Consider the following 23820-nt stretch of genomic DNA (forward strand, 5'->3'; position numbering starts at 1 on the left):
ACTCACGTTTCGCTGCCTCGGCGCATGGTGCCGCCCTGCTCCGGCGCGCCACCGCCCTTGGAGATCACCTGGGTCAGGCTTTGGGGCGGCTCGATCATCAGTGTCTGATAGAGGCTGACCAGATGCTCGCGGAACAGCCGCTCGAAGTCGCTGACCGATTCGGCCGAGTTGTAGTCGCCAAACCACCAGAACCAGTCGGAGCCCTCACAGAGTGCCAATTGCTGTTCGGCGGCCTGTTGCTGTTCGGCCGAGAGCGTGCCGGCGGCGATCACCCGATCGAACTGCTGCTTGGCCTCGATCAGCAGCTCCCAGCCGCGGTTCTTGTCCGGACTGCCGATCCAGGTCGAGAAGGTGCCATAGACCCAGCTGCCGGCCACCAGGCTGGGCAGTTGCAGACTGCGATCGGGAGGTGGGCGCTTCGGCCGGTTCTTCACCAGGTTGCCGAAGGTGGTCAGGCGCAGCGTCGGATGCTGCGCCAGTTTCTGGTAGAGCGCGGTCAGAAAGTAGTAGCCGTTGTTGGGGTAGTACTCCCAGGCATTCTCGCCATCGAGAATGATGCTGATCACCCGACTCGGATCATTGCCACAGGCCGCGGCGATGTTCTCCAGATGCTGCACCAGATCGGCGGCGGCATCGTCGCCGTGCCAGTTGGCGTATTTGAAACCGATGGCGTCCGAGAGCTGGTCATCGCGAAAGAAGCAGGCGATGTCGATGCCATCGACCCGGTAGGGATGGTGGATGCAGGCGTCACCCATACGGCCCGCTGCGGTCAGGCTGTGACGCAGCACCGATTCGCCGGTGGCGGCCCAGCGGAAGCCCGCGGCGGCCAGCAGTTGCAGCGTGGCGTCGCTGACCGCCCCTTCGGAGGGCCAGCAGCCGATCGGGATCATGCCAAAGTAACGGCTGAAGGTCTCGATGCCATGCCGCAGATGCCAGCGCGCCCGCTCGGCGCCGCCGGGATAGTGGTCGGCAGTGGGCAGGGTGGCCGTGGGCATCGCCTCGCGGGCCGAATCGATGTCGAGCAGCAGTGGCAGGATCGGATGGCCATAGGGCGACATCGCCAGCTCGATCTGGCCCCCTTCGGCCAGGGCGCGGTAGCGCGGAATCACGCTCTGCACCAGTTCGCCGATGATCGACAGCAGCAGCCGGCGCTGCGCCAGGCTGTAGTGGTTGCCCTGCTCCATCAGTGCGGTGATGCGCGAATCGCCGCGGCGCACCGTCTCACCCAGCCAGGCCAGGTGGTACCAGACCAGCAGATCCCACAGGAACTGATCATGCAGGTAGCCGACCTGACCGGGGTGGGCGAGCAGGTGGCGCGCCAGTGCGGCCAGTTGGCCGAAGGGTGCAAAGCGCTGGATCAGCCGCTGTTCGTTGGCGCGCAGCGACTGGCTGGTCAGCAGCAGTCGGCTTTCGCCATCGCTGGGCAGTTGCTCACTGGCCAGGGCGGCGAGCAGCGGATCGGCGATCTCGCCATTTCCGGCCAGGAAACTCTCGATCTGCTCTCCATAGGCGTCGATCTGTTCGAGCAGCACCGGGGCGAAGTTGACCACGCTGCGCGCACCGGGGGTCTGCTCGAGGATCGCCGCCATGTCGACGTAATCCTTGATCGCGTGCAGGTAGCTCCAGGGCTGGCGGAAGGCGCTGGCGTTGAGCGGTCGGTAGTGGGGCTGATGCATGTGCCACATCAGCACCACCGGCGTGAAGGATTCAGCGGACATGACGCACCTCCTGCCCGAGCATCTCGGGAGAGACCAGCACGATCCCCTCGGGCGAGAGGTGGAAGCGGCGGGCATCCTCCTTGGCATCTTCCCCGATGACGGTGCCATCGGGAATGATGCACTCCTGATCGATGATCGCCCGGGTCAGCCGGCAGTGCTGGCCGATCACGGCCCGGGGCAGCACCACGCACTGGTTCAGTTCGCTGTAGGCGTTGACGCGGACATTGTTGAACAGCAGCGAGCGGCGCACCAGTGCACCGGAGACGATGCAGCCGGCCGACACCATCGAATCGACCGCCATGCCGCGGCGGCCATCGTCATCGTCGAAGACGAACTTGGAGGGGGGCAGCTGCTCCTGATGGGTCCAGATCGGCCACTCCTGGTCGTAGAGGTTCAGCGGTGGGGTGACATCGAGCAGCTCCATGTTGGCCTGCCAGAACGCATCGACCGTGCCGACGTCGCGCCAGTAGGCCTGCTCGCCATTTTCGACGTCACGGAACGGATAGGCGAAGACCCGGTAGCGGTCGATGGCCGAGGGGATGATGTCCTTGCCGAAGTCGTGGCTGGAGCGGGGTGTCTCGGCATCCTTGATCAGCTGCTCATAGAGAAACCCGGTGTTGAACACATAGATGCCCATCGAGACCAATGCCTTGTCGGGTGAACCGGGCATCGGGATCGGGTGCTTCGGTTTCTCCTGGAAGCCGATGATGCGTTCGTCGGCACCGATCGACATGACGCCGAATTCGCTTGCTTCGGCCAGCGAGGTTTCGATGCAGCAGACGGTCATGTCGGCCTCGCGCTCCACATGCTGGGCGATCAGCAGGCCGTAATCCATCTTGTAGATGTGGTCACCGGCCAGGATCAGCACATATTCGGGATTGTGCAGCCGGATGATGTCGAGATTCTGATAGATCGCATCGGCGGTGCCCTTGTACCAGGAGTCATGGATGCGCTGCTGGGCCGGCAGCAGCTCGATGAACTCGTTCATCTCGGCGCGCAGAAAGCTCCAGCCCTTCTGCACGTGGTTGATCAGTGAATGTGATTTGTACTGGGTCAGGATGCCGATGCGACGCACATCGGAGTTGACGCAGTTGGAGAGCGAAAAGTCGATGGTGCGGTACTTGCCGCCAAAAGGGATCGCCGGCTTGGCATGCCAGCGGGTCAGGTTGTGCAGCCGCGAACCGCTGCCGCCGGCCAGCACCAGCGCCAGGGTCTCACCGGTGATGCGGCTGACGAAACGGCGGGGCGCGGTCGGTGAGCTGCTGCGTTTTTTGCCCTTGGCAGTCGGTTTGGTGGTTTCCATGCGGTCGGCTCCGGGGTTCATTGGCGTTGGCGATTCAGTGGCCGGTCGTGCATCCATCCAAAGGCGCCTTGGCCAGAGTTATGCAGGGCTTATTCCAGTTTTGCACTGCGGCGAGGTGGTAGCGTCATCCGGCAGCGGGTTTGATCGCACTGCGGCATCGGTTTTTCCGTGGTGCGCTTTTCTGCTTCAATGCACTGCTCCAGCAGTTCAGTTCAGCCAGGTCGTTGACATGACTCCTTCGTCTTCTTCTGTTTCGCCGCCCGTTTCCATGGTGCTCGATGAAACCCAGCGGCGCATCATCGAGGCCCGCCATCACGATCCTTTCGGTTATCTTGGCTGCCATCCACGGGGTGATCTCAAGGTGGTGCATGTTCACCTTCCTGGTGCGCGTTCGGTCCATATTGTGACCTCAAACGGTGCGCAAGAGCCACTGGAGCGGCTGGGGCGGAGCGACCTGTTCAGTTGGCAGGGTAGTGCCGACACATTACCGAAACATTACCTGTTGCGCTGGGTCGACCGCTGGGGTGTCGAGCATGAGGCCCATGACCCCTACAGCTTTGGACCGCAGCTGCTGGAGTTTGATCTGGCGCTGTTTGCCGCCGGCAAGCATTGGCATGCCTACCGCTTTCTCGGTGCACACTGTCGCGAGATCGATGGCATCAGCGGGGTGTTCTTCGCGGTGTGGGCGCCCAATGCCGAGCGGGTCAGTGTGGTTGGCGATCACAATGCGTGGGATGGCCGCCACCATCCGCTGCGCTGTCGTGGTGCATCCGGGGTGTGGGAGCTGTTCATTCCCGGGCTGGCTGCCGGCCTGCACTACAAGTTCGAGATTCGCGCCCGCAATGGCGCCATTCTGCTCAAGAGCGATCCCTATGCCCAGGGCAGCGAGTTGCGACCCGCCACCGCCAGCGTGGTCCGTGAGGCCAGCCGCCATCAGTGGCAGGATGCACAGTGGCTCGATCAGCGACAGCGGCATGACTGGCTGCATGCGCCGCTGTCGATCTACGAGGTGCATCTCGGCTCCTGGCGCCGTGACGAGGCGGGACACTTTCTGAACTACCGCGATCTGGCCCATGGTCTGGTCGATTACATCGCGCAGCAGGGCTACACCCATCTGCAACTGCTGCCGATCACCGAACACCCCTTCGATGGCTCATGGGGCTATCAGAGCACCGGCTACTTCTGCCCGACCCGCCGCTTTGGCGAACCGGACGAGCTGCGTTACCTGGTCGATCTGTGCCACCGTCATGGCATCGGTGTGCTGCTCGACTGGGTGCCGGCGCACTTTCCGCGCGATGGCCATGCACTGGCATGGTTCGATGGCAGCAACCTCTATGAACATGCCGATCCACGGCGGGGCGAACACCGTGACTGGGGCACACTGATCTTCGACTATGGCCGCAACGAGGTGCGCAACTTTCTGCTCAGCAGCGCCCTGTACTGGATCGAGGAGTTCCACATCGACGGCCTGCGGGTCGATGCGGTGGCGTCGATGCTCTACCTCGACTATTCACGCCAGCCCGATGACTGGCTGCCCAATATCCATGGCGGCAACGAGAACCTCGAAGCGATCGACTTTCTCAAGCACCTCAACGGGGTGGTCCATGAGCGTTTCCCCGGCGTGCTGATGATGGCCGAGGAGTCGACCGCCTGGCCGATGGTGTCGCGGCCGGTCCATCTCGGCGGTCTGGGCTTCAGCATGAAGTGGAACATGGGCTGGATGAACGACACGCTCGACTACATCGGCAAGGATCCGATCCACCGCCTCTACCACCACGACAAGCTCACCTTCGGCCTGCTCTACGCCTTCACCGAGAACTTCATCCTGCCTTTCTCGCATGATGAAGTGGTGCATGGCAAACGTTCGCTGCTCTACAAGATGCCGGGCGATGAGTGGCAGCGGTTCGCCAGCCTGCGGCTGCTGCTGACCTATCAGTTCACCCAGCCGGGCAAGAAGCTCAACTTCATGACCAATGACATTGCCCAGGGGCGGGAGTGGAACCATGACCGCGAACTGGAGTGGTACCTGTTGCAGTACCCCTTTCATCAGGGGGTGCAGCGGCTGGTGGCCGATCTCAACCGGCTTTACCGCAACGAACCGGCGCTGCATCGGCACGATTTCGACAGCAGTGGCTTCGAATGGATCGACTGCCATGACAGCACCCAGTCGGTGCTGTCGTTCCTGCGCAAGAGCGATCAGGGCTGGTTGCTGGTGCTGCTCAACTTCACGCCGGTGGTGCGCGAAGATTACCGGGTCGGCGTGCCCGCTGCCGGCAGCTACCGGGAGCTGTTCAACTCCAACTCCCGCCACTATGGCGGCTCCGACCTCGGCAATGGTCAGGTGGTGACCGAGCCGGTCGCCTGGATGGGGCGGCCGGTGTCGCTGCGGTTGACCTTGCCGCCACTGGCTGGCATCGTTCTGAGACTCGCATGAGAATCAAGGACCCGTAAAGATGGCCAAGGCCAAGGCACGCCCGCGCAAAAAACCGCCTGCCGCGCTCGATGTGCTGTTTGTCGCCAGTGAAGCCCATCCACTGATCAAGACCGGCGGTCTGGCCGATGTCGCCGGCAGCCTGCCGATCGCCCTGACGCAGCTGGGGCAGCGGCTCCATCTGCTGCTGCCGGCCTACGCCGGGGTCAAGCGGCAGAGCGGCGCACTGCTCGAGCGGGCCCGCTTCACGCTGGCCCATGGCCGCTGCGGTGAGGTCGAAGTCAGACTGCTGGAGGGCCGGCTGGCCGACAGCGAGGTGATCCTCTGGCTGGTCGATGTGCCGGAATATTTCGCCCGCGAGGGTGGCCCCTATCAGGATGCCGCTGGCCAGGATTGGCCGGACAATGCCGAACGTTTTGCGCTGTTCTGCCGGGTGGCGGCGCTGCTGGCGATCGATCAGCTCGGGCTGGGCTGGCGGCCCGACATCGTCCATCTGAACGACTGGCAGAGCGCACTCACCGCGCTGTTTCTGCAACCCTTCCCGTTTCGTCCGCGGCTGCTGTTCACCATCCACAATCTGGCCTATCAGGGGCTGTTCAGCCGGGCGCAGTTCAACCTGCTCGACCTGCCGGAGTCGGCCTGGTCGATCGAGGGGGTGGAGTACTACGGTCAGCTCTCCTTCATCAAGGCCGGCATCAATTGCTCTGACTGGATCAGTACCGTCAGCCCCACCTATGCGCGCGAGATCACCACCTTCGCCTATGGCTGCGGTCTCGATGGCCTGCTGCGGGCGCGGCAGGGTGTGCTGGTCGGCATCCTCAACGGCATCGATGCGCAGGTGTGGAATCCGGCGACCGATCCGCTGATTCCGCACCACTACAGCGCCGATGAGCTGAGCGGCAAGCGGCTCGACAAGGTCGCTCTGCTGCGGCGCATGGGTCTGCCCGCCGACGATGAGCTGCCACTGCTGGCGATGGTGACGCGGTTGGTCGAGCAGAAGGGCATCGATCTGCTGCTGGAGATCCTGCCCTGGCTGATGACGCAGCCGCTGCGGCTGGTGGTGCTCGGCAATGGCGACCCGCACTACACCGAGCTGCTGCTGGGTTGCGCGCGCCGCCATCCCGACCGCCTGGCAGTGGTGGCCGGCTATGACGAGCCGCTGGCGCACCAGATCGAGGCCGGTGCCGACCTCTTCGTGATGCCGTCACGTTTCGAGCCGTGCGGACTCAACCAGCTCTACAGCCTGCGCTATGGCACCCTGCCGCTGGTGCGGCGGGTGGGTGGGCTGGCCGACACCGTCATCGATGCCGATGCGGCAACCGAGGGCAACGGCTTCTGTTTCGACTTCGCCAGCGGTCCGGCACTGCGTGCCACGCTGGAGCGGGCGCTGGCGCTCTATCATCAACCGGCGCGCTGGCAACAACTGATGCGCTCGGCGATGGCGGCCGATTTCTCCTGGCAGCGCAGCTCGGCCGACTACCTCGCGCTCTATCGGCGGATGCTCGCGCCGCAGTGAGGCTCAAGGTCGCGGCAGTGCATCCTGCCGCGACCCAGTGTGCAGGAGGCTCTCTTCATTCGGGCATCTTGCTGTGCTTTTCCCGCATCTTCTCCATCCGCTCGTGCATCTTCTCTCTCATCTTGTCCCGTTCGCTCTGGTCGATGTAGCCATCGTGGTTGGCATCGGCCTTGTCGAACCGCGCTTCGGTCGATTTGGTGAACTCGGCCTTGCTGATGCGGTTGTCGCCGTCGCTGTCCATCTGCTTCCACATCATCTGATGGTCGGGGCCGCCTTCGTCACCGTGGGACATGGCCCAGACCGGCGCGGTCAGTGCACAGATCAGTGAGGTCGAAAGCAGCAGGGGTTTGATACGCATGGTCTTCTCCGGTGGTGGATTGAAGCGTCGATGGGTGTTGTCACCCTTGCAGCAGGATTGAGCCCTGCTGCAAGGGCAATAACGGGCGAGCCGGTGCCGGGTTGACGCCGTTGCCGGGCCTGCTCTGGTAAATTGCCCGCTTTTTTGCGGCGGAGGTCTGGCCTTGATCGACTACGAAAAGCTGTGGGCGCCGCTGGCGCGTGCTCTGCCGGCGGACGGGTGTGGCGCCATCGAGCAGGCCACCGCGGCACAGTGGCACGCTGCGCGCCATGGGGATCTGCCGCGCTGGCAGGCAGCGGTCGAGAATCTGCCAGCGGTGGAGTCAGCGCAGCTCGGCATCGACCGGGGCGCCGTCAGCCTGAGCAGCCCGCAGCCGCTGTCGCCCGCCGAAACCGAACGGCTACGCAGTGGCCCGCTGGCGCTGCATCCCTGGCGCAAGGGGCCGTTCAATCTGTTTGGCGTCGAGGTCGACAGCGAGTGGCGCTGCCAATTGAAGTGGGCGCGCATCGAGCGTGCCATCGACCCGCTGGTGGGCCGTCGTGTGCTCGATGTCGGCTGCGGCAATGGCTACTACAGTTGGCGGCTGGCGCTGGCCGGTGCCGAGCTGGTGGTCGGCATCGATCCGGGGCTGCTGTTCACGCTGCAATATTGGGCGGTGGCGCGTTACCTTCCTCGGCGCACCGCCTGGGTGTTGCCGCTGGCGCTGGAGGCGCTGCCCGAGGGTGAGGCGAACTTTGACATCGTGCTGTCGATGGGGGTGCTCTACCACCGCCGCTCGCCGGTCGAGCATCTGGAGCGGCTGCGGCAGCTGCTGCGTCCCGGCGGGCAGTTGCTGCTGGAGACTCTGGTGGTGGAGGGTGATCGGCAGACCCTGCTGCTGCCGCCGGGGCGCTATGCCAAGATGCGCAACGTCTGGTTCATTCCCAGTGTCGCGGCGCTGGGCAACCTGCTTGGACGCTGCGGTTTTCGTGATGTCGAACTGGTCGATGTCTCGCTGACCGATCACAACGAACAGCGGCGCACCGACTGGATGCGCTTCGAATCGCTGGCCGACTTTCTCGACCCTGCCGACACCACGCTGACCATCGAGGGCCATCCGCGGCCACGGCGTGCGCTCTTAGTGGCGCGCCGCTGAGCCTCAGTCGAGGTGGCAGGCGCGCCAGTGGTGCGGATCGACCGGGCGCGCCACCGGCGGCTCGCGGTGGCAGATCGGCAGCGCCTGTGGGCAGCGACCGGCAAAGCGGCAGCCGGGGGGCAGATCGATCGGTGAGGGCATCTCGCCCTGGATCAGCGGAAGCTGCCGTGCCCGCTCACGTTGCGGGTCGGCAATCGGGTTGGATTCGATCAGCAGCCGGCTGTAGGGGTGGCGTGGCTGGCTGAAGAGCTGCTCGGTCGGCCCCAGCTCGACCAGTTGGCCCAGGTACATCACCGCGACCCGGTCGCAGAGGTGGCGTACCATCGACAGGTCATGGGCGATGAACAGCAGGGTCAGGCCCATTTCGGCGCGCAGCGCTGCCAGCAGGTTGACCACCTGCGCCTGCACCGAGACATCGAGCGCGGAGATCGGCTCGTCACAGACCACGAAACGGGGGCGGCTGATCAGCGCGCGGGCGATGCCGATGCGCTGCCGCTGGCCGCCGGAGAACTCATGCGGGTAGCGGCCCATCTGCTCGGCCGACAGCCCGACCCGTTGCAGCCAGTGCGCCACCTGGTCACGAATGCGACCACGGTCGCGTTCGCCCTGCAGGCGCAGCCCCTCGCCGACGATCTCCAGCACCGTCATGCGCGGATTGAGCGAGGAGTAGGGGTCCTGGAAGATCATCCGCATCGCGCTGCCATGGCGGCGAAAATCCTCGGTACGGTAGCGCGCCGGCAGCCGTTCGCCGTCGAACCAGACCTCGCCGGCACTCTTCTCCAGCAGCCCGATCAGGCAGCGGCCGAGGGTCGATTTGCCGGAGCCACTCTCGCCCACCAGCCCGACCACTTCGTCCGGTTGCAGCGTCAGCGACACCCGATCGACCGCCAGCAGGCGGCGCTGGCGTTCCAGATCGAACCAGCGGCTGAGGTCGCGGACTTCGAGCAGGGCCATCAGGGTGATCCTTGGTCGTCGCGCAGCGGCTGATGGAGTGGCGCGACGGCAGGCGCCTGCGGATGGTGCAGCCAGCAGCGGGCGCTGACATCGGCGTCGAGCGGTTGCAGCGGCGGCTCCTCGCGCTGGCAGATGCGCAGTGCATGAGGGCAGCGCGGGTGGTAGCCGCAGCCGGTGGGCGGCTGGAACAGGTCGGGTGGCGCACCGGCAATCGCCCGCAGTGGCGCGCGGCTTGCCGGATCGGGCATCGCCTGCTGCAACCCCAGCGTGTAGGGGTGGGCCGGGCGGCGGAAGATCGACTCGACGCTGCCGCGCTCGACGATGCGGCCGGCATACATCACCGCCACCTCGTCGGCCATGCGGGCGACCACGCCGAGGTCATGGGTGATCAGGATCATCGCCATGCCGGTGCGGGCCTGCAACGCCTGCAACAGCCGCAGAATCTGCGCCTGAATGGTGACATCGAGCGCGGTGGTCGGCTCGTCGGCGATCAGCAGTGCCGGCTGGCAGGCGATCGCCATCGCGATCATCGCCCGCTGCAACATGCCGCCGGAGAACTCGAAGGGGTAGTTGCGGGCGCGCCGCTGCGGATCGGGGATGCGGCACTGCTCCAGCAGCTCGACCGCCTGACGCGTGGCAGCAGCCGGGCTCAGACCACGGTGCAGCCGCAGGGTTTCGGCGATCTGATCGCCCACCCGCATGGTCGGGTTCATCGAGGTCATCGGATCCTGAAACACCATGCCGATGCGGGCGCCGCGCAGCGCGTTGGCGCGGCGCGGTGCAAGGGTGAGCAGATCCTCGCCGAAAAAGCGGGCCGAACCGCGCAGGATGCGACCCGGCGGCATCGGCACCAGCCCCATCAGCGCCTGCACCGTGACCGACTTGCCGCAACCCGACTCGCCGACGATCGCCAGCGTCCTGCCGGCCTCGACGCCGAAATCGACGCCGCGCACCGCCTGCACCCGGCCGCCATCGCTGGCAAAGTCGACGGCGAGATCGGTCACCTCGAGCAGCCGTTCAGCCATCGCTCACTCCCGGCCGCGCAGACGGGCGTCGAGCGCATCGCGCAGGCCGTCGCCCAGCAGGTTGAAGGCCAGCACGGTCAGGCTGATCACCAGTGCCGGGAACAGCAGCTCGTGCGGATGGGTCAGCATGGTCTTGATGCCATCGTTGCACATCGAGCCCCAGGATGGCGTCGGCGGTGCCACGCCCATGCCGATGAACGACAGAAAGGCCTCGGTGAAGATCGCCGAGGGCACGGCAAAGGTCAGCGACACCAGAATCACCCCCATGGTGTTGGGCAGCATGTGGCGCAGCACCAGATAGGGGGTTCCAGCCCCCATCAGCCGTGCTGCCTGCACATAGCCCTCTTCGCGAATCCGCAGGATCTGCCCGCGCACCAGCCGCGCGGTGCCGGGCCAGCCGAGCAGCACCATCGCCAGCAGCAGCGGCGCGATGCCGCTCTCGCCGGGGCCGATGCCGAAGCCGATGCGGAACAGGATCATGAACAGCAGAAAGGGCAGCGCCACCACGAAGTCGGCAAAGCGCATCAGCAATGCATCGGTCCGGCCGCCCAGATAGCCGGCCACGCCGCCATAAAAGGCACCGATCACGATCGACAGCAGCGGCGCGGTCAGACCGATGAAGAGCGAGATGCGCGCACCATGGATCAGCCGTGCCAGCAGGTCGCGCCCCAGGTAGTCGGTGCCGAGCGGGTGGGGCGCCAGGGTCACGCTGGCGCCAGCCGGCAATTCATGGCCGCGCCGCCGGGCCTCATCGAGCGTGAGACCGAGCTGCACCTCGACCGCCAGGGTTCGATAACCATCGGCCTCGTCGACGCCGTCGGTGGCCACCACGCTGTAGTAGTGGCGGCCAGGTTGCGGGTTGAGCCGATCCTCATGGCTCACCTCGCTGCCGCCGATGATGCGCACCAGCGGCAGCCCCAGGTCGTCGCCCTCCATCGGCGGGTGGTCGGTGCGGTAGAGGATGTAACCGCGCGCCCCCGGTACCGCCTGCCACTGCAACCGCACCGACTGGCTGGTGGGGCTGCCGACCACGCTCAATGCACTGCTTCTGCCCAGCCGGGCCGCAGGCAGCGGGGCGCCCACTTCTGATTCGGCGGCCGGAGTGCCGCTCCACTCACTGGAGAGGTCGACCAGCAGCGCGCGCTCGCCGAGGGTTGGTGGCCGTGACAACTGCTCCAGATCCTGTGCGGCCGGATCGACCGGCCACAGCAGTGGGCCGGCGAGCGCGAACAGCAGCAGGCCGAGCACCAGCCCCAAGGCGGCAAAGGCGCTGCGGTTCTGGCGCAACCGCCGCCAGCCATCCTGCCAGTAGGAGCGTGATGGGCGCACCGCGCGCTCCATCGCCGGCTGTGGCGGCAGCGGCAGAAAGTCGTCGGCGGCAAGCGGACCGGCCATCCGTCAGCCCACCCGGATCCGTGGATCGATGAAGCCGTAGAGGATGTCGATCGCAATCACCATGAAGACCAGAAAGGCGCCATAGAAGACCGTGGTGCCCATGATCACCGTGTAGTCGAGCTGCTGCACCGCCTGCACGAAGTAGCGGCCGAGGCCGGGAATCGCAAACACCAGTTCGATGACGAAGCCGCCGGTGGTGATCGCGGCCACCGCCGGGCCGAGCACCGTGATCACCGGCAGGATCGCGTTGCGCAACTGGTGGCGAAAGAAGATGCGCGCCTCGCCGAGCCCCTTGGCGCGGGCGGTGCGGATGTAGTCGGCATGGATCACCTCCAGCATCGACGAGCGCATCAGCCGGGTCAGATAGGCCATGGTGCCGAGCCCCAGCACCAGCGCCGGCACGATGAAGTGGCGCCACTCGCCCCAGCCGGCCACCGGCAGCAGTGACCGGCCGGCCAGCCGATTCAGCTCGACGATCGCCAGTTGCGCCAGTGCCGCCACCACGAAACCCGGCACCGAGATTGCCACGATCACGCCGAGCATGATCAGCGCGTCGGGCCAGCGGCCGCGGTAGCGGGCGGTCAGCGCGCCCCACAGGATGCCGCCGGCGGCGGCGATGGCGAGCGCGACCAGTCCCAGGCTGGCCGAGACCGGAAAGTGCTCGCGGATGATGTCGTTGACCGCGCGGTTCTTCTGGGTGAACGAGATGCCGAAGTCACCGCGCACCATCTGCCCGAGATAGCGCAGGTACTGCACCGGCAGCGGCTGGTCGAGTCCGTAGTGCTGTTCGAGGTTGGCGCGAATCTCCTTCGGCACCGCCTTGTCGTTCAGCAGTGGATCGCCCGGCACCAGATGCATCGCGAAGAAGGTGGCGGTGGCGATGAACCAGACGGTGATCACCCCTTCGACCAGACGTCGCAGCAGATAGCGGTGCATGGTTCAGCCCCTGCGCCTGGCGAGCGGGTGAACCGGGGTCGGCAGCGCGGCTTCGATCATGGCGCCACCACCCGTGCCTGGGTGAAGTCGGGGTCGGTGCCGATCACCCGCCGCACCACCCCCTTCAACTGGCGGTGCTGCAGGTAGACGCTGCCGCTCTCATATTGCGGAATGATCACCGCATCCTCGATCACCAGCCGCTGCAGCGCCGCCATCGCCTCCATTCGCAGCCGTGGATCGGTGGCATCGCGCGCCACCGCCACCCAGTGGTCGTAGTCCGGGTTGGCATAGCGGCCACGGTTGTTGATGTTCCAGGAAGCAAAGAGGTCGCCGAAGGTCATGATGTCATCATAATCGGGGCCCCAGCCGGCGGCCACCAGATCGAACTCTCCAGCCAGCATCTTCGCCAGCCGCTGCTTGAAGATCTGCTTGTCGATCTTCAGCTCCAACCCCAGTTGGGTGCGCAGCAGGTTCTGCAGGTACTCGCCCTGCTTGGCGGCCGTCGGTGAGTCGCCGGTCAGATAGACCAGTGGCGGAAAGCGCTCGAGCCCGAGCTGCTGTCGGGCCAGCTCCAGCTCCTGCCGCGCCTGGTTCGGGTCGATTGTCACCCTGGGGGCGGGAAACTCCTTGCGAAAACTCCCATTCACCCCCTTGATCCACACCGGAAACAGCGACCGCCCCGGCAGCGTGCCAGGCACACCGACCACGCGGTTGACCAGCTCCTGCGGATCGGCCACCCGCTGGATCGCCCGACGGAAATGGCGGTTGCCGGTGATGCGCCCGGCGCGGTGGTTGAACTCCAGGTAGAACAGCGACCCGGCCGGAAAGATGCGAATCTTCACCCGCTGCCTCAGTGCGTCATTCAGCTCCTCGGCACTGAGGCCGACCAGCGCCACCTTGTTGTCCTTGAACAGGTTGTAGGCCGCCGTCGAATCGGAGGTGACATAGGGCAGGTCGATCTCGTTGAGCACGGTCTGCGCCCGGTTCCAGTACTGCTCGTTCTTCACCAGCGTCAGCCGGGCACCGTGCACCCAGCGCGCCAGCCGGAACGGGCCGTTGTAGAGCAGCCGATCCTGCTCCGCCCCGTAGCGGGTGCCCTGGGCGCGGTAGAAATCCTCGCGAATCGGCAGGTAGACGCCAAAGGCGGTGAGCTGCAGAAAGTAGGCGGTCGGCTGCTCCAGATCGACCTGCAGCGTCCGCTCATCGAGCGCCCGCACGCCGAGCTGCTCCGGCGGCAGCCTGCCCTCGCTGATCGCCTTGGCGTTTTTGATCGGATAGAGGATCGAGGCATACTCGGAGGCCATGGCCGGATCGACCACCCGCTGCCAGGCAAAGACGAAATCATGCGCGGTCACCGGTTGGCCATCGCTCCAGCGCGCGTCGTCGCGCAGCCAGAAGGTGGCGCTGCGTTCATCCAGCTTCCAGTCGCGGGCCACGCCGCCGACCAGTTGGCCCTGCGCGTCGTAGCGCAGCAGCCCCTCGTGGGTGTGGCCGAGAATGAAGAAGCTCACCTGGTCGGTCGCCTTGATGCTGTTCAGCGACGGCGGCTCCTGCCCCAGCAGCAGCGTGATCTTCTGCCGGGCAGCATCGACCGCATCGGCCATCGCCAGCGGCGCCAGCAGCGTGCAGCACAGCAGCCAGAGGGGGGCCAGCATGGCCTTGATCAACACCCGCGGGGGTGGCAACTGCTCTCTTTTCGACATCATGCGCTCACAGCAGAACCAGCGCGCATATTGAACGATCCTCGGGCGACAGGCCACAGGGCGGCCCGGCCAATGTTCTGTCGCAGCCGTTGTGGAGGGCGCAAACAAAAAGGCCGGCGCCATGGCGCCGGCCTTTTGGGCAAACCTGAGAGGATCAGGCTTTCTTGCGTCGGGCCATGCCGATGCCGGCCAGACCCAGACCCATCAGCGCCAGGCTGGCGGGCTCGGGCACGCCCTGGACGGGTGGTGTGCCTCCAAAACCATCCAGATAGACATACATCGCATGTGCCGAAGGGGTGCAGTCACGCGCGATGGCTTCCAGCGTCAGCGAATCACCGACATTCACGCCGAGTGCGGCGAGGTCCAGCCCCACCACGTTCCAGCCGAGCGGGTCACTCGGGTTGCTGTTGGCGCTGTATTTCCAGCCGCCGGCAGTGACCCAGGCGCCGCCATCGGTTTCATAGTGCTGCACATTGTAAATGGAGCTGCTCTGGGTGTTGTTGCGTACCGAGACCTGAAAGAACGGCGTCGAAGTCGTGGAATGGCCAGAGATCTCTTCCACCGCTGCCCAGGCAAAGTAGAGGAAACCGGCCGAGCCATCGGCTTCGGCGGCCACCGTGGCCGTTTGGCGAATGCGGTTGTAGATCGTGCCGCCGCCGGAATAGCCCCAGGCCAGTGAGTCACCCGTACGCACGCCGTAGCTGCCGCCGTAGGTCCGGTTGATGCCGACGATTGGATCGGCGCCCGGAGTCACCAGATTCGAAGAGAGACCACCATTGCCTGACGAGGCAAAGGAGGTGGCGCCAGCGGTGGCGGAGACGTAGCTTGCCGTTCCGCCGTCTGACGAGAACTGCCAGCCATCCAGGTTGCCATTTTCGAAACCGCCATTCGTGAACATCACGCCGGCCATTGCAGGGGCTGCAATCAGCATGGCCGAAAGCGACAGTGCTGCTTTTTTGATTACCATTTTTTTGCTCCTCAGTTACTTGACTCTGGGAATGGATCCCGCCCAAGAGAGGCCACGATGTCATCAGGTTTGATTTGCCACCGTACCGCACTCAGCAGTCATATAAGCACTAACCGTGCCACACTGAATAAAATGGTTATTTTTCTTTTTTATTACAATATGTTGTGTTAAAAATTTCAAGACTCATAAGGTTTTTTGAGGTGGTGTCTTAAGCAAAGTGTAAAATATGTTGACAGGCGGTGGGCTGTTGCAGCGCACCACGCCCGGGTCGAATTTCAGCAGGGAGTGATCCGGGCAACCCTGCCTACAACCCCTTGCAGTAGACCTGCGAGTTGCGCTGGTAGTTGTAGAGCGAGCGCTTCTCATCCGGCAGGTCGTCGACGGTGGCCGGGACAAAGCCGCGCTCGCGGAACCAGTGGGCGGTGCGGGTGGTGAGGACGAAGAGCCGGGCGATGCCCTGCTGGCGGGCGCGCTTTTCGATCTGCTCGAGCAGCAGGTCGCCGCGTTCGCCGCTGCGGTAGTCGGGGTGGACGACGACGCAGGCCAGTTCGCCGCTGTGGCCATCACTGAAGGGGTAGAGCGCGGCGCAGCCGATGACGCTGCCATCGCGGTCGATGACGCTGAACTGGCCGATCTCCTCTTCGAGCCGCTCGCGCGAGCGGCGCAGCAGGGTGCCATCCTCTTCGAGCGGGCGGATCAGCTCGATGATGCCGGCGACATCGTCGATCAGGGCCGGGCGAATCTTCTCGTAACGCTCATGGCTGATCAGCGTGCCGGCGCCGTCGCGGGTGAAGAGTTCGCGCAGCAGCGCGCCATCCTCGCCAAAGCCGATGAGGTGGCTGCGCTGCACGCCGGCGCTGGAGGCGTGCAGGCAGCCACGCAGCGCCGGGCTCGATGTCAGGCTGGCGTCATCGAGCCGCTGGCGAATCTCGCTCGGCGTCAGTTCGCGCAGCAACTGGCCGTCGCGGTCGAGCACGCCCGGTTTTTCGCTGTAGGCGATCAGCTTGTCGGCGCGCAGCGCGATGGCGGTTTCGGCGGCCACCTGCTCGAACGAGAGGTTGAAGATTTCGCCGGTCGGCGAGTAGCCGAGCGGCGACAGCAGCACCACCTCGCCCGCTGCCAGATGGCGGTGAATCGCTGCATGGTCGATGCCGCGCACCTCGCCGGTGTGGTGAAAGTCGATGCCGTCATGCACGCCATGCGGCTTGGCAGTGACGAAGTTGCCGCTGATGACGCCGAGCCGCAGCCGCTGCTGCGATGACTGCGACAGCAGCGCCTCGATCTCGCTGCGCAGAATGCCAACCGCCTGCTTCACCGCTTCGAGCAGCTCGAGGGTGGTGATGCGCAGGTGGTCATGGAACTGGCTGCGCAGGCCGCGCTGTTCGAGCGCCGCCTCGATCTGCGGTCGCGCGCCATGGACGATCACCAGCCGCACGCCGAGGCTGTTCAGCAGGGCGATGTCCTGCACGATGTGGATGAAGTTGGCGTGGGCGACGGTCTCGCCGCTCAGCATCAGCACGAAGGTGCGGCCGCGGTGGGCATTGATGTAGGGCGATGAGTGGCGGAACCACTTTACATAGTCGATGTCGCTGCCGTTCACGGCCTCTCTCTTCAGCGGGTGGTGGCGGGGGCCAGACAGAGCTGGCCGATCAGATCGGTGAGCAGGTCGACGCAGGGGCGGATGGCATCCAGCGCCAGGAACTCATCGGGCTTGTGGGCGCAGTCGATCTCGCCGGGGCCGAACACCACCGTCTCCAGCCCCAGTTCGGTCAGAAAGGGCGCCTCGGTGCCGAAGGCGACCGCCTCGCTGGCGTGGCCGGTGAGCCGCTCCAGCAGTCGCACCAGCCCGGCGTCGGCGGCGGTCTCGAAGGCGGGCAGACCGGGGAACAGCGGCTGAAAGTCGATCGGCATGCCGAGCTGCCGGCTCAGCCGGTCGAGCCGCTCGCCGATCATCTGCCGCACGGTGTCGATCTGCATGCCTGGCAGCAGGCGCAGGTCGAACTGCAACTCGCAGTCGCCGCAGATGCGGTTGGGGTTGTCGCCGCCATGGATGCAGCCGAGGTTGAGCGTCGGCGTCGGCACCGCGAAGGCCGAGTTGTGGAACTGCGCGCCCAGCTCATCGCGCAGCTCGAGCAGCAGCGTGATCACCTGCTGCATCCCTTCGATCGCATTGCGCCCCAGCGCCGGATCGGAGGAGTGGCCGGCCTGACCGACCACCCGCACCGACTCCATGGTGATGCCCTTGTGCAGCCGCACCGGCCGCAGGCCAGTCGGTTCGCCGATCACCGCGTGGCGGCCGCGCGGCCGACCCAGCGCGACCAGTTGGCGGGCGCCGCACATGCTGCTCTCTTCGTCGGCGGTGGCGAGAATGATCAGCGGCGCGTTCAGCTTCTGCCCGGCAAACTGGCGTGCGGCCTCGATCGCCAGCGGAAAGAAGCCCTTCATGTCGCAGCTGCCCAGGCCATGCAGACGGCCTTCGCGCTCGGTCAGCCGGAACGGATCGGAGCGCCACAGTTCAGGGTCGCAGGGCACGGTGTCGGTGTGGCCGGCCAGCACCAGGCCGCCGGGACCGCTGCCGAGGGTGGCGATCAGGTTGCGCTTGGCGGCGCCGCCGGGACCGCGGCCGGCCTCGGTCACTTCGATGGCAAAGCCGAGGCGGTCGAGCCAGTCGGCCAGCAGCTCGATCACCGCGCCATTGCCGAGGTCATGCGCCGCGCTGGTGGCGCTGACCGACGGGGTGGCGACCAGTTGCGCGAGCTGTTCGGTGAGTGAGGGCAGGTGGCGCAGGCGCATGGTGGATTCCGGCCGATGGATGTCGCCATTCTGCCCAGTTTGGTGCGGGCGGTCCATGCGCCGCGGCGCTACACTTGCAGCAGGCTCATTGGTTAAGCTGCCCGCTCATGCCCTCATCATTGCAAGGTCCCGTGCCCATGAAGTCGAGTGAATCGCTGTCGCAGTCGGCCGACCGGAAGCTCGATCTGCGCCGGCTGCTCGAAGCATTGCAGGCGCAGGGTCGGCTCAGCCGGTCCGACTTCGAGCAGGCGCTCGGCAAACCGCGCGATCAGGCTGCCGTGGCGCTGCATCCGCTGGTCTGGATTGCCCGCCAGCAGTATGGCGATGCGCAGCAGAGTGGCCGGACGCTCGATCTGGAGACCTTGACGCAGTGGCTGGCGCAGCAGATTCCCGACCAGCAGTACTACCACATCGATCCGCTGAAGATCGATGTGGCGGCCATCACCGAGGTGATGTCGTTCGCCTTCTCGCAGCGCCACCAGATTCTGGCGGTCGAGGTCCAGCCGCAGGAGGTGGTGGTGGCCAGCGCCCAGCCGCTGGTGCAGGGCTGGGAGCCCGACCTCGCCCATGTGCTGCGCAAGCCGATTCGCCGGGTGGTGGCCAACCCCGAAGAGATCGAGCGGCTGTCGGTCGAGCTCTACACGCTGGCGCGCTCGGTCAACAGCGCCTCGGCGCGCGGCGCCGGGCCGAGCCATCCGGGCCTTGGCAACCTCGAACAGCTGCTCGAAATCGGCCAACTGAAATCGCCCGATGCCAACGACCAGCACATCGTCAACATCGTCGACTGGCTGCTGCAATATGCCTTCGACCAGCGCGCCAGCGACATCCACATCGAGCCGCGCCGCGACGTCGGCAACCTGCGCTTTCGCATCGATGGCGTGCTGCACACCGTCTATCAATTCCCCAGCGCGGTCACCGCTGCCGTCACCAGCCGGCTCAAGGCGCTCGGGCGGCTCAACGTCGCCGAAAAACGCAAGCCGCAGGATGGCCGGCTGAAGACCCGCGCCCCGGCCGGCAACGAGGTCGAGCTGCGCATCTCCACGCTACCGACCGCCTTTGGCGAAAAGATGGTGCTGCGCATCTTCGACCCCGAAGTGCTGCTGCGCAGCTTCGCCCAGCTTGGGCTCACCGCCGACGATTTCACCCGCTGGGAGGGGATGATCAACCAGCCGAACGGCATCGTGCTGGTCACCGGCCCGACCGGTTCGGGCAAGACCACCACCCTCTACTCCAGCCTCAAGCGCCTCGCCACCCCCCAGGTCAACCTCTGCACCATCGAAGATCCGATCGAGATGATCGAGCCCACCTTCAACCAGATGCAGGTGCAGCACAACATCGACCTCAGCTTCGCCTCCGGCGTCCGTGCGCTGCTGCGGCAGGATCCGGACATCATCATGATCGGCGAGATCCGTGACCTCGAAACCGCCGAGATGGCGATCCAGGCCGCGCTGACCGGCCACCTGGTGCTGTCGACGCTGCACACCAACGACGCCCCCACCGCCGTCACCCGCCTGCTCGAGCTGGGCGTGCCGCCCTACCTGGTCAAGGCGACGCTGATTGGCGTCATGGCCCAGCGGCTGGTGCGGATACTCTGTCCGCACTGCAAACGGGCCGAACCGCTCGATCTCGACGCCTGGCAGGCACTGATCCACCCCTTCAAGGTCAATCCACCGGCGCGGATGTGCGTGCCGGTCGGCTGTCTGGAGTGCCGCGAAACCGGTTTTCTCGGCCGTGAAGGCATCTACGAAATTCTGACGCTGAGCGATCTGGTCAGAGAGCAGATCACCGCCCAGTGCGACCTGACCGCCCTGCGCCACATGGGACTGCGCGAGGGGATGCACACGCTGCGCCTCTCCGGCGCCCGCAAGGTGGCGGCCGGCCTCACCACCGTCGCCGAGGTGCTGCGGGTCACGCCCAACGAGATGCGCGGCTGAGACCGGGAGCGCAGGCTGCTCCTCTGATCAGCAAAGGGGGTGTTGGGTGCGTGCCTGATTCTGGTGGGCGGAGGAAAACAGTTCGAGTCTGAGTCCATTTTTCCTTTCCCTTTGCGATTCGTCATTACTCCGGTACATGGCCAGCTTCGCGCTGATGCCGGATGGCAAGAACAAGAACGATGTCCTGCTCCACCTCGTGGCTGTATAACGCAAGGTAACCAGACTTGCCGCGAGAGATGACAAGCTCTCGCAACGCCTGCTCCGCAGGGCGTCCGATCAGTGGATGGTTTGCCAGGACTTGCATCGCTTCGGTGATGAGCCCCACCGTCTGTACAGCGCTTTCTGGATCAGCCTCGACGAGAAAGTCAGTGAGTCGATCAAGATCAGCCAGCGCTCGCGCGGTGTAGATCACGCGCGCCAAGAGTGGGCTCTTGGCTTGGGGAGAGACTTGCCTTGTGCGCGGGCTTGCAGATAAGCATGAACATCCTCAGATGCGTATCCCTCGCCAGATTTGATGGCTTCTTCTCGCGAAGCGATTGCATCGGTCACGAACCGTGCCCGCCTTTGCGCATTTGCAGCAGCGGTGCGGATTGCATCAACCATGAACGCATGCGGGGTGATGCCTTGCTGCTTGGCGGCAGCGACAGCAAGCTGCTTTACATCATCAGGGATTTTTAATGACGTCGTAGACATGGCCGGGCCTCAGGGAAGGTGTCACCATGGTAACATCGCTTGGGAAATCGCGACAGATTGGTCCGGCGCCACTGCCCGCAGTGTGCATCGTGCGGCGCTGCTGGAGTGGCCCAGTGCGGCAAACGAAAAAGCCCGCAAGCGTGAACTGCTTGCGGGCTTTTGACGTGGTTGGCGGAGCGGACGGGGCTCGAACCCGCGACCCCCGGCGTGACAGGCCGGTATTCTGACCAACTGAACTACCGCTCCGGAACGGTGCGCGCTTGGTGGGTGGAGAGGGATTCGAACCCCCGACATTCGCCTTGTAAGGGCGACGCTCTACCAACTGAGCTATCCACCCAGCAGCGCAAGAAGAGGGGCATTCTACGGAAAATCACCTCTCTGTCAATTGGAGCTTCGGCTGTTATGAGCGAATATGAGCGAAGAGGCTGGTCGGATCGGAAACGTAGAGGGCAGCCGGGCGCGACTGTATAATCGCCGCCCTTTTGCTGGGCTGGACGATGGAGATCTACAAAGAGTTTGTTTTCGAAGCGGCGCATCGGCTGCCGGCGGTGCCTGCCGGGCACAAATGCGGGCGGCTGCATGGGCACTCGTTCCGGGTGCGCGTCGTGGTGGAGGGGAGGCCCGATCCAGTCAGCGGCTGGCTGATCGATTTTGCCGAGATCAAGGCACGCTTTGCGCCGCTTTATGCGCAGCTCGATCACAACTATCTGAATGAGATTCCGGGGCTGGAGAATCCGACCAGCGAGCAGTTGGCGATCTGGATCTGGCAGCGGCTGAAGCCGCTGCTGCCGGCGCTGTGTCGCGTCGAGCTGCAGGAGACCTGCACGTCGGGCTGCATTTACAGCGGCGTCTGATTCAGCGCGGCTGGGGTCTGGTTTCGCCGGTGAGGTCGTGGGTGACCGGCTGGATGCCAGCCTGCCGATAGGCGCGAAACCGTTGCCGCGACAGCTCACGCTGGAGTGGATCGCTGGTGACGATTTCGGCCACGCGGTTGAAGCCGACAAAGCCGCCGGGCAGTGCATCGGTCAGGTTGATCAGCAGGTCGTCGCAGCGATCGAGCCGGATGCGGTCGTCGAGGAAGATTCGCTGCCCCTCATCGGCCATCTGCTCGCCATGCGGCAGAAAGCTCTCGGCCCGAAAACTCCACAGCAGTGCGTCGAGCTTTGCCCGCTGCGGTTGATCGCTGATCAGCAGCAGGATGGCGTGGCCGAGGCGATGGGCTTTCTCCACCAGACGACAGACGAACAGGTCGCGGGCATGCGGGCTGCCCTCGGCCAGCAGGTAGAAGTCGACCTGGGTGGACACCGTCAGGGCTGCGCTTCCGCCTGATCCAGCAGGTAGTGGAGCAGGGCAGGCACTGGGCGCCCGGTCGCTCCCTTCTCTTTGCCACCGCTGATCCAGGCGGTACCGGCGATGTCGATGTGGGCCCAGGGATACTTCTCGGTGAAGCGGGAGAGAAAGCAGGCGGCGGTGATGCTGCCAGCCGAGCGGCCACCGACGTTGGCCAGGTCGGCGAAGTTGCTCTCCAGCGCTTCTTCGTACTCTTTCCACAATGGCAGTGACCAGAGCCGGTCGTGGGTGGCTTCGCCGCTGGCGGTCAGGGCTGCGGTCAGCGCCTGATCGTTGCTGAACAGGCCGCTGGCATGGTGGCCGAGCGCCACGACGCAGGCGCCGGTCAGGGTGGCGATGTCGATCACCGCCTTGGGGTTGTAGCGTTCGGCATAGGTGAGGGCATCACACAGGACCAGACGCCCTTCGGCATCGGTGTTGAGCACTTCGATGGTCTTGCCGGAGAGGCTGGTGATGACATCGCCCGGCTTGAGGGCAGTGCCACTGGGCAGGTTCTCGCTGGCGGCGATGATGCCGACCAGGTTGATGGGTGCCTTCAGTTCGGCGATGGCCTGCATCACGCCCAGCACACTGGCGGCGCCGCACATGTCGAACTTCATCTCGTCCATGGCTGCGCCGGGTTTGAGGCTGATGCCGCCACTGTCGAAGGTGATGCCCTTGCCGACCAGCACATGGGGGGCGCTGTCTTCGGTGGCGCCCCGATATTCGAGAATGATCAATTTGGGCGGTTGTGCGCTGCCGGCTGCGACCGCCAGCAGGGCGCCCATTCCCAGGGCTTTCATCTCCTTGGCATTGAGCACCTTGAGTGACAGCGCATCGTGCGCCTGTGCCAATTGCTTGGCTTGGTCGGCGAGGTAACTGGGGGTGCAGAGGTTGGGCGGGAGGTTGCCGAGCTCCCTGGCCAGGGCAACGCCATGGGCCATCGCGCTGCTCTGATTGATCAACTGTTCGCACTGCGATGGACTGATCAGGTCGCTGCGTTGCAGCGTGATTTTTTTCAATTTCTGCTTGTCATCGGGCTTGTTGCTGCCCTTGGTGGCCTGGTATTGGTAGCGGGCCGTTTCGGCACCGAGGATGATCTGCCGCACCATCCAGGCTTGATCATGTCCCGCCACCTCGAGGCCGTCGAGGCTCCACAGCAGGCTTTTGGCGGTGGTCGCCTTGGCTTGGCCGATCACGCTTCTGATGATCGACAGAAAATCCCTGGCGCTGATCTGCGCCTTTTCGCCCTGCGCCAGCAGCAACAGCCGTTCGGCCTTGAGTCCGGGCACCTGATGCAGCAGCAGGCTCTTGCCGGCCTTGTCGGGCAGATCACCCTGTTTCAGTATGGCGCCGATCCACTCCTGGGTCTGTGGTGGAAGCCGCTTGATTGCCGCACTGGGTTGCAGTTTTGGCAGCAGACCGAGAACCAGCATGCCGGCGGCTTGCTGCTCCGGAGCGGCTTTGGTGATCTTGTATTCCATGGGTACTCCAGGAGGAGGAAGAGAAAACGGCTGGATGGTATCGAGGGCGACCAATGCTAATCGAGCCTCCGGGCGCCAACAAGCGTCTTGAATCCATGCAGTGTAGAATGGCGGCTCTTCGACCACTCTGGCAGTGCGACGCCTCT

The 23820-nt window shown here is 65.0% G+C and carries 20 protein-coding genes, 2 tRNA genes and 1 pseudogene; 5 read left to right on the forward strand and 18 right to left on the reverse strand.

Going from position 1 to position 23820, the window contains the following annotated elements:
• Positions 1-2: 2 nt before the first annotated feature.
• The 3 genes from H7A13_03645 to H7A13_03655 form a co-directional block, all read right to left on the reverse strand.
• The gene (locus tag H7A13_03645) at positions 3-1718 is read right to left on the reverse strand and encodes a glycoside hydrolase (protein ID MCP5332438.1); all 1716 of its coding nucleotides are present in this window, start codon (positions 1716-1718) and stop codon (positions 3-5) included.
• On the reverse strand, positions 1708-3021 hold the full coding sequence (gene glgC / locus H7A13_03650; protein ID MCP5332439.1) for a glucose-1-phosphate adenylyltransferase: 1314 nt from the start codon (positions 3019-3021) through the stop codon (positions 1708-1710). The genes H7A13_03645 and glgC overlap by 11 nt, the downstream gene beginning before the upstream one ends.
• Before the next feature lie 124 nt (positions 3022-3145).
• Positions 3146-3391, reverse strand: a complete 246-nt coding sequence (locus H7A13_03655; GenBank protein MCP5332440.1) for a hypothetical protein — start codon at positions 3389-3391, stop codon at positions 3146-3148.
• Between H7A13_03655 and glgB the strand changes: the two genes are divergently transcribed.
• Positions 3290-5455: a 1,4-alpha-glucan branching protein GlgB gene (glgB, locus tag H7A13_03660; GenBank protein ID MCP5332441.1), complete on the forward strand. Its 2166-nt coding sequence runs from the start codon at positions 3290-3292 to the stop codon at positions 5453-5455. The two genes, H7A13_03655 and glgB, sit on opposite strands and share 102 nt — an antisense overlap.
• Before the next feature lie 19 nt (positions 5456-5474).
• Positions 5475-6968: a glycogen synthase GlgA gene (gene glgA, locus H7A13_03665; protein MCP5332442.1), complete on the forward strand. Its 1494-nt coding sequence runs from the start codon at positions 5475-5477 to the stop codon at positions 6966-6968.
• 55 nt (positions 6969-7023) lie between these two features.
• On the opposite strand, the gene H7A13_03670 is transcribed toward glgA, so the two are convergent.
• A complete protein-coding gene (locus H7A13_03670) occupies positions 7024-7326 on the reverse strand; it encodes an EF-hand domain-containing protein (protein ID MCP5332443.1) in 303 nt (100 codons plus the stop codon).
• Positions 7327-7489: 163 nt separating this feature from the next.
• On the opposite strand from H7A13_03670, the gene cmoB reads away from it, so the two are divergent.
• On the forward strand, positions 7490-8461 hold the full coding sequence (cmoB, locus tag H7A13_03675) for a tRNA 5-methoxyuridine(34)/uridine 5-oxyacetic acid(34) synthase CmoB (GenBank protein MCP5332444.1): 972 nt from the start codon (positions 7490-7492) through the stop codon (positions 8459-8461).
• Positions 8462-8464: 3 nt separating this feature from the next.
• On the opposite strand, the gene H7A13_03680 is transcribed toward cmoB, so the two are convergent.
• From H7A13_03680 to argE, 8 genes and pseudogenes are all read right to left on the reverse strand, one after another.
• On the reverse strand, positions 8465-9415 hold the full coding sequence (locus H7A13_03680; GenBank protein ID MCP5332445.1) for an ATP-binding cassette domain-containing protein: 951 nt from the start codon (positions 9413-9415) through the stop codon (positions 8465-8467).
• The gene (locus tag H7A13_03685) at positions 9415-10440 is read right to left on the reverse strand and encodes an ABC transporter ATP-binding protein (protein ID MCP5332446.1); all 1026 of its coding nucleotides are present in this window, start codon (positions 10438-10440) and stop codon (positions 9415-9417) included. Before H7A13_03685 ends, H7A13_03680 begins: the two co-directional genes overlap by 1 nt.
• Positions 10441-10443: 3 nt before the next feature.
• A complete protein-coding gene (locus tag H7A13_03690; GenBank protein MCP5332447.1) occupies positions 10444-11835 on the reverse strand; it encodes an ABC transporter permease in 1392 nt (463 codons plus the stop codon).
• Positions 11836-11838: 3 nt separating this feature from the next.
• Positions 11839-12771, reverse strand: a complete 933-nt coding sequence (locus tag H7A13_03695) for an ABC transporter permease (protein ID MCP5332448.1) — start codon at positions 12769-12771, stop codon at positions 11839-11841.
• Positions 12772-12827: 56 nt separating this feature from the next.
• A complete protein-coding gene (locus H7A13_03700; GenBank protein ID MCP5332449.1) occupies positions 12828-14477 on the reverse strand; it encodes a peptide ABC transporter substrate-binding protein in 1650 nt (549 codons plus the stop codon).
• A 151-nt stretch (positions 14478-14628) separates the two neighbouring features.
• Positions 14629-14709, reverse strand: a pseudogene (locus H7A13_03705) (PEP-CTERM sorting domain-containing protein).
• Positions 14710-15745: 1036 nt separating this feature from the next.
• Positions 15746-17026 carry an amino-acid N-acetyltransferase gene (argA, locus tag H7A13_03710; protein MCP5332450.1) on the reverse strand — a complete coding sequence of 427 codons (1281 nt, stop codon included), beginning with the start codon at positions 17024-17026 and terminating at the stop codon, positions 15746-15748.
• 26 nt (positions 17027-17052) lie between these two features.
• A complete protein-coding gene (gene argE / locus H7A13_03715) occupies positions 17053-18234 on the reverse strand; it encodes an acetylornithine deacetylase (protein ID MCP5332451.1) in 1182 nt (393 codons plus the stop codon).
• Between the two features lie 137 nt (positions 18235-18371).
• On the opposite strand from argE, the gene tadA reads away from it, so the two are divergent.
• Entirely contained in the window at positions 18372-20168 is a 1797-nt protein-coding gene (tadA, locus tag H7A13_03720; GenBank protein ID MCP5332452.1) for a Flp pilus assembly complex ATPase component TadA, read from the forward strand.
• Between the two features lie 124 nt (positions 20169-20292).
• Here the strand turns inward: tadA and H7A13_03725 are convergent, their stop codons facing one another.
• The 4 genes from H7A13_03725 to H7A13_03740 all read right to left on the reverse strand — a co-directional run bounded on the left by H7A13_03725 (position 20293) and on the right by H7A13_03740 (position 21198).
• Positions 20293-20589 carry a type II toxin-antitoxin system RelE/ParE family toxin gene (locus tag H7A13_03725; protein MCP5332453.1) on the reverse strand — a complete coding sequence of 99 codons (297 nt, stop codon included), beginning with the start codon at positions 20587-20589 and terminating at the stop codon, positions 20293-20295.
• A complete protein-coding gene (locus H7A13_03730; GenBank protein ID MCP5332454.1) occupies positions 20577-20861 on the reverse strand; it encodes a hypothetical protein in 285 nt (94 codons plus the stop codon). The genes H7A13_03725 and H7A13_03730 overlap by 13 nt, the downstream gene beginning before the upstream one ends.
• A gap of 169 nt (positions 20862-21030) precedes the next feature.
• Positions 21031-21107: transfer RNA gene (locus H7A13_03735), tRNA-Asp, on the reverse strand.
• Positions 21108-21122: 15 nt separating this feature from the next.
• Positions 21123-21198, reverse strand: a tRNA-Val gene (locus H7A13_03740).
• 160 nt (positions 21199-21358) lie between these two features.
• On the opposite strand from H7A13_03740, the gene queD reads away from it, so the two are divergent.
• On the forward strand, positions 21359-21715 hold the full coding sequence (queD, locus tag H7A13_03745) for a 6-carboxytetrahydropterin synthase QueD (protein ID MCP5332455.1): 357 nt from the start codon (positions 21359-21361) through the stop codon (positions 21713-21715).
• Between the two features lies 1 nt (position 21716).
• Here the strand turns inward: queD and H7A13_03750 are convergent, their stop codons facing one another.
• Both H7A13_03750 and H7A13_03755 read right to left on the reverse strand, forming a co-directional pair.
• On the reverse strand, positions 21717-22172 hold the full coding sequence (locus H7A13_03750; protein MCP5332456.1) for a DNA polymerase III subunit chi: 456 nt from the start codon (positions 22170-22172) through the stop codon (positions 21717-21719).
• Positions 22169-23674, reverse strand: coding sequence for a leucyl aminopeptidase (locus H7A13_03755; protein ID MCP5332457.1), 1506 nt, complete (start codon positions 23672-23674; stop codon positions 22169-22171). The genes H7A13_03750 and H7A13_03755 overlap by 4 nt, the downstream gene beginning before the upstream one ends.
• Positions 23675-23820 lie beyond the last annotated feature (146 nt).

The organism is Pseudomonadales bacterium, from assembly GCA_024234215.1.
Lineage (GTDB): Bacteria > Pseudomonadota > Gammaproteobacteria > Pseudomonadales > UBA5862 > JACKOQ01.

Excerpts from the sequence above, each read along its gene's own strand:
- queD (MCP5332455.1), top strand. The coding sequence starts at position 21,359 with ATGGAGATCTACAAAGAGTTTGTTTTCGAAGCGGCGCATCGGCTGCCG.
- argE (MCP5332451.1), bottom strand. The coding sequence starts at position 18,234 with ATGCGCCTGCGCCACCTGCCCTCACTCACCGAACAGCTCGCGCAACTG.
- H7A13_03670 (MCP5332443.1), bottom strand. The coding sequence starts at position 7,326 with ATGCGTATCAAACCCCTGCTGCTTTCGACCTCACTGATCTGTGCACTG.
- tadA (MCP5332452.1), top strand. The coding sequence starts at position 18,372 with ATGAAGTCGAGTGAATCGCTGTCGCAGTCGGCCGACCGGAAGCTCGAT.
- glgB (MCP5332441.1), top strand. The coding sequence starts at position 3,290 with ATGGTGCTCGATGAAACCCAGCGGCGCATCATCGAGGCCCGCCATCAC.
- H7A13_03645 (MCP5332438.1), bottom strand. The coding sequence starts at position 1,718 with ATGTCCGCTGAATCCTTCACGCCGGTGGTGCTGATGTGGCACATGCAT.
- H7A13_03730 (MCP5332454.1), bottom strand. The coding sequence starts at position 20,861 with ATGTCTACGACGTCATTAAAAATCCCTGATGATGTAAAGCAGCTTGCT.
- glgC (MCP5332439.1), bottom strand. The coding sequence starts at position 3,021 with ATGGAAACCACCAAACCGACTGCCAAGGGCAAAAAACGCAGCAGCTCA.
- H7A13_03700 (MCP5332449.1), bottom strand. The coding sequence starts at position 14,477 with ATGATGTCGAAAAGAGAGCAGTTGCCACCCCCGCGGGTGTTGATCAAG.
- H7A13_03755 (MCP5332457.1), bottom strand. The coding sequence starts at position 23,674 with ATGGAATACAAGATCACCAAAGCCGCTCCGGAGCAGCAAGCCGCCGGC.
- H7A13_03655 (MCP5332440.1), bottom strand. The coding sequence starts at position 3,391 with ATGCACCACCTTGAGATCACCCCGTGGATGGCAGCCAAGATAACCGAA.
- H7A13_03685 (MCP5332446.1), bottom strand. The coding sequence starts at position 10,440 with ATGGCTGAACGGCTGCTCGAGGTGACCGATCTCGCCGTCGACTTTGCC.
- H7A13_03690 (MCP5332447.1), bottom strand. The coding sequence starts at position 11,835 with ATGGCCGGTCCGCTTGCCGCCGACGACTTTCTGCCGCTGCCGCCACAG.
- H7A13_03695 (MCP5332448.1), bottom strand. The coding sequence starts at position 12,771 with ATGCACCGCTATCTGCTGCGACGTCTGGTCGAAGGGGTGATCACCGTC.
- glgA (MCP5332442.1), top strand. The coding sequence starts at position 5,475 with ATGGCCAAGGCCAAGGCACGCCCGCGCAAAAAACCGCCTGCCGCGCTC.
- H7A13_03680 (MCP5332445.1), bottom strand. The coding sequence starts at position 9,415 with ATGGCCCTGCTCGAAGTCCGCGACCTCAGCCGCTGGTTCGATCTGGAA.